The sequence below is a fragment of the Streptomyces sp. NPDC088252 genome (genome assembly GCF_044740965.1).
Lineage (GTDB): Bacteria > Actinomycetota > Actinomycetes > Streptomycetales > Streptomycetaceae > Streptomyces.
On record NZ_JBIURS010000002.1, the window covers coordinates 602,750 to 620,086 of the forward strand.

Sequence of the window (17,337 nt, forward strand, 5' to 3'; positions counted from 1 at the left end):
ACCCGGGTGGCCGGGCCCTCGCACGGGGAGCGGCGCCAAGTCCCTGCGAGGGCCCTCGCGCCGACTCATCTGTCCGGATCTGTCTGGTTGTGTGTGGTTGTTTCTTTCTTGATTCAGCCCACTATGCCGCCGAAGAGGCCGCCGTGAGCCATGCCCAGGAAGAACCCGATGGCGGACGCGCCCATGCCGATGATCAGCGGGAACCTCTCGCGCGTGGTTGCCGACACGTACTGCCCGTACGCGGCGGTGAGGATTCCGATCAGCCCGGCCCACGAACTGATCAGGTGCAGGTTGTAGAACATCGCCGTCACGAAGGCGAGCGCACCGAGCACCAGGGTCACCGCGACCAGGGTCTCCTGGAGCGGATGTTTCTTGCCGTCCGTGGCAAGAAGGGAGACGCGGGGACGGGGTCGAACTGCCTGTGCCATGGAGTACCTCCTGGCCGAAAGGCGGCGCCCTGTGGCGCCGCTCACACCCGATGTGTCCAGATTGCGTCTCCTGAGCACCGGATTTCAACCGGAAGCGGGTGTGCGGGTAGTCTGTAACGTCTGCACCGGTGTCTGCCCAGGCCAGCACTGCGGCCCCCTCCAGGAGGAGGGCGTTGTCAGTGGTGGCTGTTCTACTCGGAGACACTGTTGCTCACGCATCACGACCCTCCTGCCACGGAACGACCGTGGCCGCTGAGTCCAAAGGAGGTGGGTTCCACATGCGTCACTACGAGGTGATGGTCATCCTCGACCCCGATCTCGAGGAGCGCGCTGTCTCCCCGCTGATCGAGAACTTCCTCTCCGTCGTCCGTGAGGGCAACGGAAAGGTCGAGAAGGTCGACACCTGGGGCCGTCGTCGTCTCGCTTACGAGATCAAGAAGAAGCCCGAGGGCATCTACTCGGTCATCGACCTGCAGGCCGAGCCTGCGGTCGTCAAGGAGCTCGACCGCCAGATGAACCTGAACGAGTCGGTCCTCCGGACCAAGGTCCTCCGTCCCGAGATCCACTGAGCATCTAGCTCAGTGGTCATCGGGTTCGAGTAGCAGCAAGCAGCCAGAAGCAATCCCCGCCGAGAGGTTCACCCATGGCAGGCGAGACCGTCATCACGGTCGTCGGCAATCTCGTCGACGACCCCGAGCTGCGCTTCACCCCGTCCGGTGCGGCGGTCGCGAAGTTCCGTGTCGCGTCCACTCCCCGCATCTTCGACCGGCAGACCAATGAGTGGAAGGACGGCGAAGGCCTGTTCCTCACCTGCTCGGTCTGGCGGCAGGCGGCGGAGAACGTCGCCGAGTCGCTCCAGCGAGGCATGCGCGTTGTCGTGCAGGGCCGGCTGAAGCAGCGGTCGTACGAAGACCGCGAGGGCGTCAAGCGCACGGTCTACGAGCTGGACGTCGAGGAAGTCGGCCCCAGCCTCAAGAACGCCACGGCCAAGGTCACCAAGACCACCGGTCGCGGTGGTCAGGGCGGCCAGGGTGGATACGGCGGTGGCCAGCAGGGCGGAGGCGGCTGGGGCGGCGGTCCCAGCGGCGGTGGCCAGCAGGGTGGTGGCGGCGCTCCCGCCGACGACCCGTGGGCCACGAGCGCGCCGTCCGGCGGTCAGCAGGGCGGGGGCCAGCAAGGAGGCGGTTGGGGCGGAAGCTCCGGCGGCTCCGGCGGCGGCTACTCGGACGAGCCTCCCTTCTAGGGCAGCTCGTACCCCCACTTCTTGATCACACAGGAGAATCACCATGGCGAAGCCGCCTGTGCGCAAGCCTAAGAAGAAGGTCTGCGCGTTCTGCAAGGACAAGACCCAGTACGTGGACTACAAGGACACGAACATGCTGCGGAAGTTCATTTCCGACCGTGGCAAGATCCGTGCCCGCCGCGTGACCGGCAACTGCACGCAGCACCAGCGTGACGTCGCCACGGCAGTCAAGAACAGCCGTGAGATGGCGCTGCTGCCCTACACGTCCACCGCGCGATAAGGGAAGGGTGACAGAAACATGAAGATCATCCTCACCCACGAGGTCTCCGGCCTCGGCGCTGCGGGCGACGTCGTCGACGTCAAGGACGGGTACGCCCGTAACTACCTGGTCCCGCGTGGCTTTGCCATCCGCTGGACCAAGGGTGGCGAGAAGGACGTGGCGCAGATCCGCCGCGCCCGCAAGATCCACGAGATCGCCACGATCGAGCAGGCCAACGAGGTCAAGACGAAGCTTGAGGCCGTCAAGGTCCGCCTGGCCGTTCGCTCCGGCGAAGCCGGTCGCCTCTTCGGCTCCGTGACCCCGGCCGACATCGCCTCGGCGATCAAGGCTGCCGGTGGCCCGGACGTCGACAAGCGTCGCGTCGAGCTCGGCTCGCCGATCAAGACGCTCGGCGGGCACCAGGTGTCCGTGCGTCTGCACCCCGAGGTCGCTGCGAACCTCGGCATCGAGGTTGTTGCTGCCTAAGGGCACAGCTCACCAGAGCAGGTGAAGGGCCGTACCCCGCGGGGTGCGGCCCTTCACTGTTCGGCTTCGTTGGTGCGCGTCTCCGCTCTTGCACGGTTCTGCAGTCTGGCGGTTCGGCGGTTTCACGTGAAACGGGGGTGCCGCTCGGTGGTGCTCAACGGGTGGCGCCGGTGACGATCCACTTGCCCGACCGAGTGCGCAGCCAGAGCGTCATCATGCGGACGGCCATCATCAGCGCCATCGCCCACCACAAGGCAGTCAGGCCGCCGAAGCTTGGTACCAGCAGGGCGACCGGGGCGAAGACGGCCAGAGTCACGAGCATGGCCCATGCCAGATACCGACCGTCCCCGGCGCCCATCAGCACCCCGTCCAGGACGAAGACCACGCCGGCGATCGGCTGGGACAGCGCCACCACCAGCAGCGCCGGGAGCAGGGTGCCCTGAACGGACTGGTCATCCGTGAACAGGGGCACGAACAGTGGTCGGGCAAGGACGATGAGCGCCCCGAACACCACTCCGGAGGCGATGCCCCACTGCACCATGCGGCGGCACGCCTCTCGTGCGCCCCGGGCGTCGTCGGCTCCCAGATAGCGACCGATGATGGCTTGCCCTGCGATGGCGATGGCGTCGAGCGCGAAGGCCATCAGGCTCCAGAGCGAGAGAATGATCTGGTGCGCGGCGATCTCGGTGTCGCCGAGGCGGGCGGCCACTGCTGTGGCGATCATCAGGACGGCACGGAGCGACAGCGTGCGGACGAGCAGTGGGACGCCGGCCTGGGCGCTGGCCCTGATGCCGGCGGCATCGGGACGCAGAGAGGCCCCATGTCGACGTGCCCCCCGGACCACCACGATCAGATAGGCGGCGGCCATGGAGATCTGGGCGATCACTGTTCCCCAGGCCGATCCTGCGATGCCGAGCCCGGCACCGTAGACGAGTCCCGCGTTGAGGGCCCCGTTGGCCGCGAAGCCCCCGACGGCGACATAGAGCGGGGTTCTGGTGTCCTGCAGGCCACGGAGTACGCCGGTCGCGGCCATCACCACGAGCATGGCCGGGATACCGAGACTGGAGATCCTCAGATAGGTGATCGCGTAAGGGGCGGCGGTGTCGGAGGCGCCGAAGACGTGCACGAGCCACGGGGCCGTGGGGAGCGCGACGGCGATGACACCTGTGCCGAGCAGAAGGGCCAGCCAGATTCCGTCCATGCCCTGTCGGATCGCGGAGGCCTGATCGCCCGCTCCGACCCGACGCGCCACTGCCGCGGTGGTGGCATACGCGAGAAAGACAAAGACACTGACGGCGGTCGTCAGCAGCGCCGCGGCGACGGCCAGACCGGCCAACTGCGGTGTGCCCAGATGACCGACGATGGCGCTGTCGACCATCACGAAGAGAGGCTCGGCGACGAGTGCGCCGAAGGCAGGGACGGCGAGCGAGATGATCTCGCGGTCGTGCCGTCGACGACTGGGCGGCGAGGTTGCCGGGGCCTGGGTCATGGGGGCCAATCTAATCTTCCACAGGTAATGGATGCAATGCGCTGGCAATCCTTACATTTGCTAGCGGGCGGGGTTCTCCTGCGTGCTGTTTGTCGTGATCTTGAGCTGAGTTGAAAAGTTTTTCTCCCCCACAGCCCGTGGACGGAGAAAGTGCAGGTCAGGGGGCTGATGGGGAGGGTGCTATGAGTTTGTCCACAGTGCTGTCCCCCGCTCCGTGCACAGGTTCTGCGGAGTTCTCCACAGCATCTGGTCTGTCGTCCACATGCCCTGTGGATAACCAGATTGGCTGACGGTGCATAGCGGCCTACCGTGGTCCGGCGCCCGCAGCCCGTTCCGGCCCTGGAACCCGTAGAACTCGATGCGCCGGAACCGGAGTCGGGCGTCTTGTTTGTCGGTGCTGTGCCGTAAGAAAGAGTGGCACGGCGAGGTCCGCGGAGCGGACGGGAGGAGGTGGCCCGGTGAGCATTCCCGAGCCTTTGGACGACCCCTGGGCCGACACCGGTCCCAGTGACCGTCTGCCCGTCACCCGCCAGCGCCGAGGTGAAGGCCGGGACCGCGGCGAGCAGCACGAACGCGGCAGGGAACGCGGCGGGTGGGAGGACGGTCCCCCCGGTTTCGAGCGGGTCCCGCCCCAGGACCTCGATGCCGAGCAGTCGGTCCTCGGCGGCATGCTCCTGTCCAAGGACGCCATCGCCGATGTCGTGGAGATCATCAAGGGGCACGACTTCTACCGCCCCGCGCACGAGACCGTCTACCAGGCGATCCTCGATCTCTACGCCAAGGGCGAGCCGGCCGACCCGATCACGGTGGCGGCCGAGCTGGTCAAGCGCGGTGAGATCAGCAAGGTGGGTGGGGCCCCGTATCTGCACACCCTCGTCCAGTCGGTGCCGACCGCGGCCAACGCTTCGTACTACGCGGAGATCGTTCATGAACGGGCGGTCCTGAGGCGGCTCGTCGAGGCCGGGACGAAGATCACGCAGATGGGATACGCGGCCGACGGCGATGTCGACGACATCGTGAACTCCGCACAGGCCGAGATCTACGCCGTCACCGAGCAGCGCACCAGCGAGGACTACCTGCCGCTCGGCGACATCATGGAAGGCGCTCTCGACGAGATCGAGGCGATCGGTTCGCGCAGCGGCGAGATGACCGGGGTTCCGACCGGTTTCACCGACCTCGACGCCCTGACGAACGGACTGCACCCGGGCCAGATGGTCGTCATCGCGGCTCGTCCGGCCATGGGTAAGTCCACGCTGGCGCTCGACTTCGCTCGCGCTTGTTCGATCAAGAGCAACCTGCCCAGCGTGATCTTCTCCCTTGAAATGGGGCGCAACGAGATCGCCATGCGACTGCTCTCGGCCGAGGCACGGGTGGCGCTCCACCACATGCGTTCCGGCACCATGACCGACGAGGACTGGACACGGCTGGCCCGCCGAATGCCGGACGTCTCGGCCGCTCCCCTGTACATCGACGACTCCCCGAACCTCTCCATGATGGAGATCCGGGCGAAGTGCCGTCGTCTCAAACAGCGCAACGACCTCAAGCTCGTGGTGATCGACTATCTCCAGCTGATGCAGTCCGGTGGGTCGAAGCGCGCCGAGAGCCGCCAGCAGGAGGTCTCGGACATGTCCCGAAACCTCAAGCTGCTCGCGAAGGAGCTGCAGCTCCCCGTGATCGCGCTCTCCCAGCTGAACCGTGGTCCCGAGCAGCGCACGGACAAGAAGCCCATGGTCTCCGACCTGCGTGAATCCGGATCCATCGAGCAGGACGCCGACATGGTGATCCTGCTGCACCGAGAGGACGCGTACGAGAAGGAGTCCCCCCGGGCCGGCGAGGCGGACCTGATCGTGGCCAAGCACCGTAACGGCCCGACGGCGACGATCACCGTGGCCTTCCAGGGCCACTATTCGCGCTTCGTGGACATGGCACAGACCTGAGCGGCCGTGTTGTGGGGCCTCAAATTTCGCGGCACGAACTCAGCCGCGATGGCACAACGGTGGTACTCATGTCGCCGTTGTGAGACTCGCCGACGGTGGTTCTTGTCCGTCCCTTCGAGGGATGCGGCGCCGATACCTTGGCTGTATGGGCCGTGGCCGGATCATCGGCCCACCGCGGTTTCCCGGTCGATGCGTGACAGCTTCTCGGGGTTGCGGACGGCGTAGAGCCCGCTGATGAGGCCGCCTTCGAGGCGTACCGCCAGGACGGTGTCGATCTGGCCGCCCCTGCGCAGGATCAGGGCCGGATGGCCGTTGACCTGTGCCAGCCGCAAGGTCGCGGACGCGAGCCTGCTGAGCACGTCGGCCACCGCTTCGGCGCCCACGACGGGCTCCAGTGCGGCCCGTACGACTCCGCCGCCGTCGGTCAGCAGCACGACGTCCGGGGCGATCATGTCGAGCAGGCGCTGCAAATCGCCTGTTTCGACGGCCTGTTGGAAGGCGGCGAGAGCGCTGCGTGTCTGGGCCGGGGACACGACCTCGCGTGGCCGGCGCGCTGTGACGTGGGCCCGCGCGCGGTGGGCGATCTGCCGGACTGCGGCAGGGGTCTTGCCGACGGCCTGCGCGATCTCGTCGTACCCGAGATCGAAGACGTCGCGCAGCACGAACACGGCCCGCTCTGTCGGCGCGAGTGTCTCCAGTACCAGGAGCATCGCGATGGAGACGCTGTCGGCCAGCTCGATGTCCTCGGCGACATCGGGCGCGGTCAGCAGGGGTTCGGGCAGCCAGGGGCCGACGTAGGACTCCTTGCGCCGGCGCAGCGTACGCAGACGGGTCAGTGCCTGGCGCGTGGTGATGCGGACCAGGAAGGCACGCGGTTCCCGCACCGTGGCGTGGTCGACCTCCGCCCAGCGCAGCCAGGTCTCCTGAAGGATGTCCTCGGCGTCGGCGGCGGAGCCGAGCATTTCGTAGGCAACGGTGAACAACAGGTTGCGGTGGGCGACGAACGCCTCGGTGGCGAAGTCCGTCCCCCCGGCGCGCGGGCCGTGTCCGGTCTCGCCCTTCGCCCGCTCTGGGCGCTCGTCCATGGTCGGCTCCTGCCTGTTGCGTCTTTCATCCGTGTCGCGCACAAGACGCCGCCCTCACTTCTCCTGTGACACAGAGAATCGGTGGCCTTCATCACACCACCGGGGTGTCACAGGGCCGCGGCGGCCGGCGCCTCGTGAGCGTCAGGACGCTGCGCGGACGATCCGCGCGGCACACGACTTCACAAGCGAGGACGTTGTGATGGAACCTCGTATGAACCTGTTCGCTCGCGAGATCGGCGCCAAGATCGGCAAGCGGATCTTCGCCGTCAGCCAGGTGATCCAGGAGTCGTCGCTGCCCAAGCCGACCCGGGAGTTGGTGCAGTTGCGCGCCAGCCAGATCAACGGCTGCGGTTTCTGCGTCGACATCCACACCAAGGACGCTGCGGCCGCTGGTGAGGCCTCGGCCCGGTTGAACCTGGTCGCCGTCTGGCGCCACTCCACCGTGTTCACCGAGGCCGAGCGGGCCGCGCTTGCCCTCACCGAGGAGGGCACCCGCATCATCGACGGCTACGAGGGTGTTTCCGACGAGACCTGGGACAGGGTGCGCAAGCACTACGACGACGACCAGGTCATCGCTCTGGTCTCTCTGATCGCCATGATCAACGCAACCAACCGGCTCGGCGTGATCCTCAACAACCGGGGCGGCGCCTACGAGCCCGGCGATCTCGCCGCCATCGCCGTCTGATCACGGCGGCCATCGACGCTGCTGGGCCGGCCCCGATCGAACGTATGGGGCCGGCCCGGCACAAGGTCACCGAGGAGCTCCGGGACACGGCCCGTCGGAGGATCACAGCCCGGCCGTCGTGACTTCTGACGGGACGCGAGAAAAAGCACCCGTCCTGAGACAAGAGCATCCGGCCACGGTGTGGGACCACCCGAATCCCACCGGCCAGGGGCCGCTCCCTGGGGCATGAGCCGCGAGTTCCCACGCGGGCTGTGGGTTCTCAGGCTCCATGTCATCTTCTCCGCTGTCGTGTCATGACAATGGCAGTCGAGAGGTCCCGGCTCACTCCGTTACGGGCAGGCACTCGGCGAGCAGGTCGACGACGTCGCGCCAGGCTCGCTGCGCGTGCTGCGGGTGGTAGCCGACGCCGGGGAGCACGGTCTGGTCGACCGGCGGGTGGTGGAAGGCGTGCAGGGCTCCGCCGTAGACCACGAGGCGCCAGTCGACGCCCGCGGCCTGCATCTCGGCGACGAAGGCGTCCCGTTGCTCAGCGGGCATGATCGGGTCCTCCGATCCGAGCCCGGCCCACACGGGGCAACGGATGCGCACCGCCTCGCCCGGTCGGCCCGTGGTCAGTGCGTTGACCGTCCCGATCGCCCGCAGGTCGACGCCGTCGCGCCCGAGTTCCAGCACGATCGCGCCCCCGGTGCCGTAGCCGATACCGGCGATCCGGTCGGGGTCGGTCCGCGGTTCGGCACGCAGCACGTCGAGTGCCGCGTGGCCGATGCCCCGCATCCGGTCGGGGTCGGCGAGCAGGGGAGTCACGCGCGCCGGCATCTCCTGTGGGTCGGTGAACCAGCGCCCGCCGTGGAGGTCGAAGGCCAGCGCCACGTAACCCAGTTCGGCGAGGGCGTCGGCCCGGCGGCGCTGGAAGTCGTTCAGCCCCGGCCCCTCGGGCCCGATCAGGACTGCGGGCCGGCGGTCGACACCGGCGGGGAGCGCGAGGTGCCCGATCATCGTCAGGCCGTCGGCCCCGGGTATTCGACCGTGCGCGTTGTGACCGTCGTCATGAGACCGGACTGTAGTGATCGTCGCGCCCGAGCGGGCCGGTCTTCACCGTCGGCAGAACATCGCAGGTGTGGGCCCGTGGGTGGGCACTGTGGAAGGTTCTGGTTCTGACGGAGCACATCGACACCGATGCGAACCAGGCCGCCGGTCATCGCCGCAGGTCACAACACCGCCACAGGACAAAGGACCTGAGAACCCACACGGGCTCGGCCGCCGCTGGGTCTCGTGTTCGCGTCCTGATCGCAGGCGCGAGCGGCCCGGGGATGTGAAATGCGTTCGCCACGGCTCGGGCTCTCCGGGTAGTTGTTGAGGATGACCTCCCCATCTGAACAGTTGCTCCCCGGTACGCGGCGCGCCCTGCTGCACCGCATTGCCACCGCACAGTCGGAAGGCCGGGCGCCTTCACTCGTCGCCGCGGTACAGAGGCAGGGGCGGACCGTCTGGAGCGGCTCCCGCAGCTGCGTGGACGGCCACGCGCCCGATGCCGACACGCAGTTCAGGATCGGCTCGATCACCAAGACATTCACGGCAGTGCTGGTCCTGCGATTGCGGGACGAGGGCCTTCTGGACCTGGACGACCCGCTGGAGAAGCACCTGCCCGGTACGGGCGTCGGTGGAGTCACTGTCCACCAACTCCTGGGTCACAGCGCAGGACTGGCTGCCGAGTCACCTGCGCCCTGGTGGGAGAGGACTCCGGGCACCTTGCGGCCCGAGCTTGCCGATGTACTCGGTGAGCAGCCGAGGATGCACACTCCGGGCCGCCTCCATCACTACTCGAACCCTGGCTACACACTGCTGGGCGCGCTGATCGAGAAGGTGCGCGGGGAGAGCTGGGCGGAGGTGCTACGGCGCGAGATCCTCGAACCGCTGGGCATGCACCGTACGAGCCCCCAGCCGCAAGCACCGCACGCAGGCGGCTGGGCCGTGCACCCCTGGGCCGATGCCATGCTGCCCGAACCGGCCGAGGATCTCGGGCTGATGGCTCCGGCCGGCCAGCTCTGGTCCACCACGGGCGACCTCCTCCGCTTCGCGGCCTTTCTGACGGAGGGGGATGACCGAGTGCTCTGCGAGGCCTCCGTGGAGCAGATGCGTGAACCGTCCGCGCCGACCGAGTCCGGTGCCTGGGATTCCGCGTACGGCCTGGGCGTGCAGTGTGCACGGAACGATGGCCGCAGCCTCTTCGGGCACACGGGTTCGCTGCCCGGCTTCCTGGCCGCCCTGTGGATCAGCGTCGCGGACGATGTGACGGCTGTTGTCCTCACCAACACCACGTCGGGGCTGATGATCGGTGACGTGGCCGCCGACCTCGTCAAGATCGTCGCCGAGGCCGAGCCCCGTATTCCGGAGCCCTGGCGACCGCTGCCCGAGGTGGACACCGAACTGCTCGCGTTGACCGGTCCCTGGTACTGGGGCACGCGCGCGAACATCCTGAGACTGACTGCGGACGGCGGGCTGGAGCTTCAGCCCCTGCGGGGCAGTGGCCGCGGCGCCCGGTTCACGGCACAGCCCGACGGCACCTGGACCGGTCTCGACGGGTATTACGCGGGGGAGACGTTGCGCATCGTCCGAAACGGCGACGGCAGCGTGAACCATCTCGATCTGGGTTCGTTCGTCTTCACGCGGGAGCCTTACGACCCCGCTGCGGCCGTTCCCGGTGGTGTGGACGAGGGCGGTTGGCGGGGCCTTCGGGCCTGAGTGCCGCGTTTCACGTGAAACGGCAGAGGGCGGCCGGCTCAGGCCGTCAGCTCCCGCTCCAGTGGGGTTCGGAAGCGCGGGGTGATCCGCGCTCGACCCACCCACTGCGACAGCCGGGACGCTTCCGCCTCGACCGCGGTGGTGGCATCCCGGCCGACGTCGGACAGCAGTCGCCAGACCGGCTCGCCATCGGCACGCTGCGCCCAGCCGCCCACGATCTCGCCGTTCCACCACACGGTCGGGCCGATATTGCCGGACCGGTCGAATAGTGCTTTCCGGTGTTCGGCCGGGAGATGGAAGTCACGATCGGCCCAGCCCATCGCGCTGGGGTCCAGAGCCGGAAGCAGCGCGGCCCAGGGCTCAGGGGCCGGTTCAGGTTCCAGGTCCTCCGGCAGGACCCGTCCCACGGAACCGTTGTCGAGCCGGACCTCCTCTGCTTCGACGGCTGCCAGGGCCTTGCGGGTCGGGCCCAGCCCCCAGCCCGTCCACCACTTGAGATCGGCCTCGGTCGCCGGACCGTACGACCGGAGCCAGCGCCGGGCCAGCTCGGCCTGCGCCTGTGTCGGGTCCTCGGAGCGCCAGGGCTCGGACGCGGTCCAGCGGAACTGGCTGGACGTCCAGGAACCGCGCGGCCGGTCCCGCCGGATGCGGCCCTCGGCTGCCAGGACCCGGAGGACACGGGAGGCGACGCCCTGCACCGTCTCCTGCTTCTTGCCGGGAAAGACCGTGATCTTGGTTTGCAGAGCGGCCACGGAGGCGGAGAGTTCGCTGCCGGTGGCGGGACCGTTGGCTGTCAGGGCGGCAAGCACCTTGAGTTCGGTGTCGGCGAGCCAGCGCTCGTCCAGTCCATTGCCGTCATCTGCCAGGTGTTTGAGAAAGGTACGGCGTTCCTTGGCGGCCACGGCCCGGGCGTTCGACGCGTCGACGCAGGGAGCGAGTTCCTGCGGTACGACGAAGAGGGTGTTGCGCATGGAGAGTTGCCGGACCAGGGAGACGTCCTCGTAGAGAGCCCGCTCGACCGAGGCGACGCTTGCCTCGGACATCCGGGCACACGTGGAGAGGAAGACCGTGGCGGCATCCGTGGCGTGCAGAGCGACGATCGCGTCGGCCACGGACACCGGGGACACGGCCCGTACCGACGGGGCCAGGAGGTGTCGCCGCCCGAGCCTGATCCTGCGCTGTTCGTCACTGATGTGGTGCACAGACATCCTCTCCGGTTCCGGGCCTCGGTCAGAGCGCGAGCTTGAAGCCCACATGGCTGGCCGTGAACCCCAGCCGCTCGTAGAAACGATGGGCATCGACCCGGGTCGCATCGGACGTCAACTGGACCAACTGGCATTCCTGCCGCCGGGATTCGTCCACGGCCCATTCGATCAGCAGGGTACCGAGGCCGCTGCCGCGCTCGTCGGCGTGGACGCGGACGCCCTCGATGAGCGAACGGGTCGCGCCGCGCCGCGAGAGCCCGGGAATCACTGTCAGCTGCAGGGTCCCGACGACGCGGCCCTCGCGCACGGCCACGACCAGGTGCTGGTTCGGGTCATCCGCCAGGCGCTGGAACGCGACGCGGTACGGGGTGAGGTCATCCGGCGACTCACGCTGTGCACCCAGTGGATCGTCGGCGAGCATGGCCACGATCGCGATGATGTCGGTGAGTGTCGCAGGGCGTATTTCCAGATCGCTCATGATCGGCAGAGTACGCAGTCCGTGACGGTGGCGCGGGAGATCGTCGAGACCGTGCGGTGACCGGCCGCGGCTGCGCGGCGATTCAGGCGGTCTTGACGGGGACTTTCAGCTCTTCGACCGCTCTGATGAGCGGGGCCAGTTCAGGGTTCTTGGCGGCTTCGTCGAGTGCGGCGCGCAGCGCTGCGTCATTGGTCGGCCTGGCTTCGGAGAGCAGCGTGAGTCCGGCCTCGGTGACATCGGTGTAGATGCCGCGGCGATCGGTGTCACAGAGATACCGGGTCAGCAGTCCGCGGTCCTCGAGGCGGGTGACCAGGCGGGTGGTGGCGCTCTGGCTGAGCACGACGGCGTCTGCGACCTGCTTCATCTGGAGATGACCACCCGGACCGCTGTGCTGCCTGCTGAGGACATCGAGCAGGGAGTACTCGCGCACGCTGAGTCCGTGCCCGCTCTGCAACGCCCGCTCGATACGGGCCTCGATCTTCCCGTGAAGCAAGGAGAGGGCGCACCAGCCCTGGGAGAGGGCGGTCAGTGCGGGGTCCGTCGCTGTCATGGTCTCTCCTCCGTTGTGGAGCCGCTTGTGTCCAGGGTAGGCGACTACCGCAATAGCCAGCGCATGTAATTAACCCGCGCGCGCAATTGCTGTTCCGTCGGCGGCTTCGTGACGGCTGCCGTGAAGGCACTCGACTGACGCCTTCACCGCCTGCGGGGCGAGGTTTGAGTGAGTCAGCCCGTCGCCACGGTCAGCGGAGCGTAGCGACGGGTCCAGTCGCCCGGCAGGTCCGGGGTCCCGTACGTCATCACCGTGGTTTCGGAACCGCTCCGTAGACCGCATTGCCCGAACCAATCGAGCAGTTGCGCATGGCGCGCGTCGATATCCGCGCGCAAGGGCAGATCGGTCGCTTCCGCGAGTGAGGTGATGAGTGCCTGAGCCGTGGCGGTGTCGGGCGCGATCAGAGGGCCGACCACATGCGTACGGTCGCTCGGCCAGGCCGCCGCGTAACCGGTGAGTCTTCCTTCGAGCTCCGCGACCCGGATGTGGTCGGCGTACGCGGGCAGCCGGGCAAGGACGTGTGTCCGGTCGGAGCCGAAGACGTCCGAGTCCAGCCGGACGATGGATCGCAGGTCCTCTGCCGCGGCCGGACGAACGGTCACGGCGGACGCTCTCTCACCGGTCGGCCGGAAGAACCCGGTGACCCGCTCGACGCGGCCCACGACCGCGAAACCGAGCTGCTCATAGAGTGGTCGTCCCGCGGAGGTCGCGTACAGACTGAGGGGCGTCCCGTCGGCCTCGGCCATGACATGACGCATCAGACGCCGGGCGACTCCCTGTCGCGCATGCCGTTCGGCGACGAGCAGCATGCCGATGGCAGCCAGGCTCGGACCGTAGGAGGTCACCACACAGGCTGCCATCAGTCCCTTGCCCTCGGGGTCGTCCACGCCGTAGCCCGTTCCCGCGGCGAGGAGCAGTCCCCATCTGTGCTCGTCGCGTGGCCAGCCGCGGTCCTCGCAGAGGTCGGCGCAGGCGACCAGGTCGCCCAGGGTGAGGCGTCGGACAGGCAGATCGGTGAGCGGACGGGGCAGTGGGGAGGACATGAGGGTCAGGCTGTCCGACGCGGCGATCGCTCGTCCACCCCTTTACCGACCGAGACTCGCAACCTCCGGCCGCGCCGGGTCGGTCCCCAGGGCTTCAGTACCGATATCGCGGTGATGAACAGATACGTCGCCGTCGCCACCGACGGAGCGACCACCAAGTCGATGTCGAGGGAGCCGCGCAGCGCCGCCTCGTTGATGCCGGGGCGCAACGAGAAGATCGACAGCGCCGTGGTGATCAGGGTGAGCCAGTACTTCGTCCAGACCCACCGGTGTCTGGCCAACCCCCAGGGCGTGCCGAGCGCCAGCACGAGTCCGCTGGACAGGGAGAGAAGGGCGACGGGTACGAGCAGCCAGTCTCCGAAAACCTTCATGGCGCGGGTGGTGGCCTGTGCGGTGGCGGGGTCGTCGGTGAGGAAGGCTGTGATTCCGAGCGCCAGCAGGCCGACGGTCAGTCCCAGCCAGCTCACGGATATCGAAACATGCGCGACGAGGAGGCCGCGGCGGGCGGAGCGGTTGAGTGGTTTCACGTGAAACACGGTGCCGGGAACGAGGAAGTCGAGCGTCTGACAGCGGGAGTAATCGCACGTACTAGCCTCGGCGTACGACGCGCGCTCCAGCGGCTTTGTGGGCCGGACTCGTTGGGAAGCACCCCGCGGCGGCTTTCTCGGTGGGCCGGCCGGTACGCGGTCCCGCGTGGACGCGGGAGGCGGACGACCGTGGATTCACGGCTCGGACATGGGGCAATGGAACGTCATGGCCGAGCCGGTTCGGATACTCGGGGTTCCCGCTGTCTGTCCGGCCTGCGTCCACGGCAGGGCATGCTGGGCAGGGAACCGCGAGCAGGAACCGGTCGGCGACCGCAGGGGGGACCCGACTGCGTCCGTGGACGGGGGCCGCAGCCGTGCGGGTGCACAAGGCGACCAGAAGACGTTCTAGGCGAGGCACAGTATGGATGCTCCGGCCACCGGGCGGACCGAAGACGGAACGGGAAGATCCCCCGACGCGATTCTGATCCACCGCACTCTGACCGAGATCTCGCCGGTCGCAGACCAAGCGACCTCGTACTTCTACGCCCTGCTCTTCATCCGGCACCCCGACCTGCGTGATCTGTTCCCGGTCGCCATGGATGTTCAGCGCGACCTTCTCTTCCGCGCGATCCTCACCGCGGCCGACCGGCTGGACGACCCTCGTGCGCTGGCCGAGTACCTCGGCGGACTGGGCCGGGGACACCGCAAGTACGGCACGCTGCCCACGCACTATCCCGCCGTGGGGGAGGCGCTCCTCGGTGCGCTGAGCCGTTACGCGAACAGCACCTGGGACACCGGGACCGAAGCGGCGTGGGTCCGTGCCTACACCGCGATGTCGCAGATCATGATCGATGCTGCCGCCGAGGACGAGGTGCGGACCCCCGCCCGGTGGCACGCGGAGGTCGTCTCCCACGACCTCAGGACCCGCGACATAGTGGTCCTCACGGTCCGTCCCGACCAGGCCTACCCCTTCCGCGCAGGCCAGTACGCGGCGATGGAGACCCCGTGGTGGCCCCGGAACTGGCGCCACTACTCCTTCGCCTCGGCGCCCCGTCCGGACGGTCTGCTCACCTTCCACATCAAGGCGGTCCCGGCGGGCTGGGTCTCCAACGCCCTGGTGCACCGGGCCCGGCCCGGTGACATCCTGCGCCTCGGCCCGCCCACCGGCTCGATGACGGTCGACCACTCCACCCACAGCAGTCTGCTCTGCCTGGGCGGTGGCACGGGCATCGCGCCCATCAAGGCGCTCGTCGAGGATGTCGCCGAGCACGGCGACCGGCGTCCGGTGGAGGTCTTCTACGGGGCACGCAGCGGTCACGACCTGTACGACATCGACACGATGATGCGGCTCCAGCGGACCTATCCCTGGCTCGCGGTGCGGCCAGTGGTCTCCACCGGCCCGGGAACGGAGGGCGGTCTGAAGGGACTGCTGCCCGAGGCTGTGCGCGAGTGCGGCCCGTGGTACGAATACGACGCCTATCTCTCGGGCCCGCCCGGCATGATCCGCAGCGGCGTGGACGTACTCAGGGGCATCGGCATGCCCGCCGAGAACATCCGACACGATGCCGTCGAGGAACTGGCGGCCACCGGCCCCGCCTGATCGCGGGCGTGCTGCCGGCAGGGCCTGCCCCGCAGGAGCAACGACGGCTGAGCCCTGCCCCGCGGGAGCGGCGGGGTCAGCCCAGGTCGGGTGCGTGCATCGCCCGTACACCCTCGATGTTGCCGTCCAGGTAGTGCCGCAGCGACAGCGGTACGAGATGGACCGCAGCGATCCCCATCCGGCTGAACGGCACCCGAACGACGTCGTACTCCCCACAGGGGTCGTCGATCTCGGGCCCGTGGCGCCGGGACAGGTCCATCGACTCCAGTCGGCAGACGAAGAAGTGCTGGACTTTGACGCCCTTCACCCCGCCGCCCTCGATGTGCTCCACGGTGTCGACGAAGCAGGGGACCACATCGGTGATCTTGGCGCCCAGCTCCTCGTCCAGCTCGCGGTGCAGGGCGTCGACGACCGTCGCGTCCTCGGGCTCGACCCCGCCGCCCGGTGTGAGCCAGTAGGGATCCACTCCGGGCTTGGTGCGCTTGATGAGGACGAGGTCGTCGCCGTCGAGCAGGATGGCGCGTGCGGTGCGCTTGACCACAGGACGTTCGGTCATGGCAAGAGCGTGGCCCACCGAACCGGTTCTGAAACACCGGAGCGGTGCCGGGCCGTCCTGCGCTCACCAGTCGGCGGCGGCGCGCAGCAGCCACTCGTGCGCCCGCGCGATGTGGGGCAGCGCGAGGGTGCCGGTCCGCACGGCCAGGAAATAGGTGCGCAGGGGAGGTACGGGAGGGTCGAGAAGTGCTACCACCTCGCCCCTTTCCAGTGCGGCCTCACACAGATAGCGCGGCAGTACGGCGAGCCCGGCACCCGCCACCGCGCACTCCAGGACCGCCCGGAGATCCGGTGCAATGACCGTTCCCGCAACGGCGGGCCGGCGGTCGAAGACGGCGGCCCAGTAGCGCGAGACGAGCGGCAGGCTCTCGTGGACCTCCACGACCGGAAGCTCGTTCAGCACCACGGGCCCTTTGTGCCGCAAGGCCCCGGGCCCCAGGCGCCCGGCCCAGCGCGGTGCGGCGATCAGGACGTGCTCTTCGTCGCAGAGCGGGGTCGCGGTGAGCAGCCCGCCGCGCGGACGGGCCGTCGCAAGGGCCAGATCGTGATGTCCGGCGGCCAGCCCCTCCAGAGTCTTCTCGGCGCCTGCGAAGAACGAACTGCGCACAGCCAGGCCCTGGGCGATGAGAGGGGTGAGCGCGGGCAGGGCCCGCATCGACGTGAATTCGGGCGGCCCGGCCAGATGCAGTGTCCGGACGCCCGACTCCTCGTCGAGCTCGGTCTCGGCGATCTCGACCAGTGCGTCCAGATGGGGCGCCGCCCGGTGCGCGAGTTCGTCGCCGATGGTCGTCGGGGTCACACCACGGGCCCTGCGCAGGAAGAGCGGACGACCCAGCTGCCGTTCCAGGGTGCGGATCTGCGAGGTCACCGCGGGCTGGGAGAGGCCGAGCAGGGCAGCGGCCCGGGTGAAGGAGCCGGCCCGGTGCACCGTGACGAATGTACGCAGCAGGGCCAGGTCCATGTCCCGCCGCCTCCCACACTCGCGATGCTTCGAACCGTACAACTATAAATATGTCGATAGGTCG

18 protein-coding genes and 1 pseudogene are annotated in these 17,337 nt (G+C 68.3%); 8 read left to right on the forward strand and 11 right to left on the reverse strand.

Annotation, left to right across the window (positions count from 1 at the left end; translation table 11 throughout):
* Positions 1–113: 113 nt before the first annotated feature.
* Positions 114–428 carry a hypothetical protein gene (locus tag ACIOHC_RS06495; RefSeq protein WP_351076352.1) on the reverse strand — a complete coding sequence of 105 codons (315 nt, stop codon included), beginning with the start codon at positions 426–428 and terminating at the stop codon, positions 114–116.
* A 278-nt stretch (positions 429–706) separates the two neighbouring features.
* On the opposite strand from ACIOHC_RS06495, the gene rpsF reads away from it, so the two are divergent.
* The 4 genes from rpsF (at position 707) to rplI (ending at position 2,416) form a co-directional block, all read left to right on the forward strand.
* The gene (gene rpsF, locus ACIOHC_RS06500) at positions 707–997 is read left to right on the forward strand and encodes a 30S ribosomal protein S6 (protein ID WP_015609864.1); all 291 of its coding nucleotides are present in this window, start codon (positions 707–709) and stop codon (positions 995–997) included.
* Positions 998–1,071: 74 nt separating this feature from the next.
* Entirely contained in the window at positions 1,072–1,671 is a 600-nt protein-coding gene (locus ACIOHC_RS06505; protein ID WP_351076348.1) for a single-stranded DNA-binding protein, read from the forward strand.
* A gap of 43 nt (positions 1,672–1,714) precedes the next feature.
* A complete protein-coding gene (gene rpsR / locus ACIOHC_RS06510; protein ID WP_003967857.1) occupies positions 1,715–1,951 on the forward strand; it encodes a 30S ribosomal protein S18 in 237 nt (78 codons plus the stop codon).
* A gap of 18 nt (positions 1,952–1,969) precedes the next feature.
* Entirely contained in the window at positions 1,970–2,416 is a 447-nt protein-coding gene (rplI, locus tag ACIOHC_RS06515; protein WP_351076346.1) for a 50S ribosomal protein L9, read from the forward strand.
* A 154-nt stretch (positions 2,417–2,570) separates the two neighbouring features.
* Here rplI and ACIOHC_RS06520 read toward each other — a convergent pair whose 3' ends face one another.
* Positions 2,571–3,905 (reverse strand): MATE family efflux transporter, encoded by a 1,335-nt coding sequence (locus tag ACIOHC_RS06520; protein ID WP_401841689.1) that lies wholly within the window; start codon positions 3,903–3,905, stop codon positions 2,571–2,573.
* Positions 3,906–4,363: 458 nt separating this feature from the next.
* On the opposite strand from ACIOHC_RS06520, the gene dnaB reads away from it, so the two are divergent.
* Entirely contained in the window at positions 4,364–5,842 is a 1,479-nt protein-coding gene (dnaB, locus tag ACIOHC_RS06525; protein WP_351076342.1) for a replicative DNA helicase, read from the forward strand.
* A 161-nt stretch (positions 5,843–6,003) separates the two neighbouring features.
* On the opposite strand, the gene ACIOHC_RS06530 is transcribed toward dnaB, so the two are convergent.
* The gene (locus tag ACIOHC_RS06530) at positions 6,004–6,927 is read right to left on the reverse strand and encodes an RNA polymerase sigma-70 factor (RefSeq protein ID WP_351076339.1); all 924 of its coding nucleotides are present in this window, start codon (positions 6,925–6,927) and stop codon (positions 6,004–6,006) included.
* Positions 6,928–7,126: 199 nt separating this feature from the next.
* On the opposite strand from ACIOHC_RS06530, the gene ACIOHC_RS06535 reads away from it, so the two are divergent.
* Positions 7,127–7,612: a carboxymuconolactone decarboxylase family protein gene (locus ACIOHC_RS06535; RefSeq protein ID WP_351076337.1), complete on the forward strand. Its 486-nt coding sequence runs from the start codon at positions 7,127–7,129 to the stop codon at positions 7,610–7,612.
* Between the two features lie 321 nt (positions 7,613–7,933).
* On the opposite strand, the pseudogene ACIOHC_RS06540 reads toward ACIOHC_RS06535, so the two are convergent.
* Positions 7,934–8,661 (reverse strand): annotated as a pseudogene (locus ACIOHC_RS06540) (dienelactone hydrolase family protein).
* Between the two features lie 310 nt (positions 8,662–8,971).
* Between ACIOHC_RS06540 and ACIOHC_RS06545 the strand changes: the two are divergent.
* On the forward strand, positions 8,972–10,354 hold the full coding sequence (locus ACIOHC_RS06545; protein ID WP_351076334.1) for a serine hydrolase domain-containing protein: 1,383 nt from the start codon (positions 8,972–8,974) through the stop codon (positions 10,352–10,354).
* Between the two features lie 38 nt (positions 10,355–10,392).
* Here ACIOHC_RS06545 and ACIOHC_RS06550 read toward each other — a convergent pair whose 3' ends face one another.
* The 5 genes from ACIOHC_RS06550 to ACIOHC_RS06570 form a co-directional block, all read right to left on the reverse strand.
* Positions 10,393–11,556: a winged helix DNA-binding domain-containing protein gene (locus ACIOHC_RS06550; RefSeq protein ID WP_351076331.1), complete on the reverse strand. Its 1,164-nt coding sequence runs from the start codon at positions 11,554–11,556 to the stop codon at positions 10,393–10,395.
* 28 nt (positions 11,557–11,584) lie between these two features.
* The gene (locus tag ACIOHC_RS06555; protein WP_351076328.1) at positions 11,585–12,037 is read right to left on the reverse strand and encodes a GNAT family N-acetyltransferase; all 453 of its coding nucleotides are present in this window, start codon (positions 12,035–12,037) and stop codon (positions 11,585–11,587) included.
* 82 nt (positions 12,038–12,119) lie between these two features.
* Positions 12,120–12,587, reverse strand: coding sequence for a MarR family transcriptional regulator (locus tag ACIOHC_RS06560; protein WP_351076325.1), 468 nt, complete (start codon positions 12,585–12,587; stop codon positions 12,120–12,122).
* A 173-nt stretch (positions 12,588–12,760) separates the two neighbouring features.
* The gene (locus ACIOHC_RS06565; RefSeq protein ID WP_351076323.1) at positions 12,761–13,630 is read right to left on the reverse strand and encodes a GNAT family N-acetyltransferase; all 870 of its coding nucleotides are present in this window, start codon (positions 13,628–13,630) and stop codon (positions 12,761–12,763) included.
* Between the two features lie 5 nt (positions 13,631–13,635).
* On the reverse strand, positions 13,636–14,157 hold the full coding sequence (locus ACIOHC_RS06570; RefSeq protein WP_401841693.1) for a DUF2269 domain-containing protein: 522 nt from the start codon (positions 14,155–14,157) through the stop codon (positions 13,636–13,638).
* A 421-nt stretch (positions 14,158–14,578) separates the two neighbouring features.
* Here ACIOHC_RS06570 and ACIOHC_RS06575 point away from each other — a divergent pair, with 421 nt between their 5' ends.
* Positions 14,579–15,757, forward strand: coding sequence for an FAD-binding oxidoreductase (locus ACIOHC_RS06575; RefSeq protein ID WP_401841696.1), 1,179 nt, complete (start codon positions 14,579–14,581; stop codon positions 15,755–15,757).
* A 76-nt stretch (positions 15,758–15,833) separates the two neighbouring features.
* Here the strand turns inward: ACIOHC_RS06575 and ACIOHC_RS06580 are convergent, their stop codons facing one another.
* Together ACIOHC_RS06580 and ACIOHC_RS06585 are read right to left on the reverse strand one after the other, a co-directional pair.
* Positions 15,834–16,313 (reverse strand): NUDIX hydrolase, encoded by a 480-nt coding sequence (locus ACIOHC_RS06580; protein WP_351076314.1) that lies wholly within the window; start codon positions 16,311–16,313, stop codon positions 15,834–15,836.
* Between the two features lie 63 nt (positions 16,314–16,376).
* Entirely contained in the window at positions 16,377–17,273 is an 897-nt protein-coding gene (locus ACIOHC_RS06585; RefSeq protein ID WP_351076312.1) for a LysR family transcriptional regulator, read from the reverse strand.
* Positions 17,274–17,337: the final 64 nt, after the last annotated feature.

Bases quoted from the DNA above. Each gene is read 5' to 3' on its own strand.
- ACIOHC_RS06495 (WP_351076352.1), bottom strand. From the start codon at position 428: ATGGCACAGGCAGTTCGACCCCGTCCCCGCGTCTCCCTTCTTGCCACG.
- rpsF (WP_015609864.1), top strand. From the start codon at position 707: ATGCGTCACTACGAGGTGATGGTCATCCTCGACCCCGATCTCGAGGAG.
- ACIOHC_RS06505 (WP_351076348.1), top strand. From the start codon at position 1,072: ATGGCAGGCGAGACCGTCATCACGGTCGTCGGCAATCTCGTCGACGAC.
- rpsR (WP_003967857.1), top strand. From the start codon at position 1,715: ATGGCGAAGCCGCCTGTGCGCAAGCCTAAGAAGAAGGTCTGCGCGTTC.
- rplI (WP_351076346.1), top strand. From the start codon at position 1,970: ATGAAGATCATCCTCACCCACGAGGTCTCCGGCCTCGGCGCTGCGGGC.
- ACIOHC_RS06520 (WP_401841689.1), bottom strand. From the start codon at position 3,905: ATGACCCAGGCCCCGGCAACCTCGCCGCCCAGTCGTCGACGGCACGAC.
- ACIOHC_RS06530 (WP_351076339.1), bottom strand. From the start codon at position 6,927: ATGGACGAGCGCCCAGAGCGGGCGAAGGGCGAGACCGGACACGGCCCG.
- ACIOHC_RS06535 (WP_351076337.1), top strand. From the start codon at position 7,127: ATGGAACCTCGTATGAACCTGTTCGCTCGCGAGATCGGCGCCAAGATC.
- ACIOHC_RS06545 (WP_351076334.1), top strand. From the start codon at position 8,972: ATGACCTCCCCATCTGAACAGTTGCTCCCCGGTACGCGGCGCGCCCTG.
- ACIOHC_RS06555 (WP_351076328.1), bottom strand. From the start codon at position 12,037: ATGAGCGATCTGGAAATACGCCCTGCGACACTCACCGACATCATCGCG.
- ACIOHC_RS06560 (WP_351076325.1), bottom strand. From the start codon at position 12,587: ATGACAGCGACGGACCCCGCACTGACCGCCCTCTCCCAGGGCTGGTGC.
- ACIOHC_RS06565 (WP_351076323.1), bottom strand. From the start codon at position 13,630: ATGTCCTCCCCACTGCCCCGTCCGCTCACCGATCTGCCTGTCCGACGC.
- ACIOHC_RS06575 (WP_401841696.1), top strand. From the start codon at position 14,579: ATGGATGCTCCGGCCACCGGGCGGACCGAAGACGGAACGGGAAGATCC.
- ACIOHC_RS06580 (WP_351076314.1), bottom strand. From the start codon at position 16,313: ATGACCGAACGTCCTGTGGTCAAGCGCACCGCACGCGCCATCCTGCTC.
- ACIOHC_RS06585 (WP_351076312.1), bottom strand. From the start codon at position 17,273: ATGGACCTGGCCCTGCTGCGTACATTCGTCACGGTGCACCGGGCCGGC.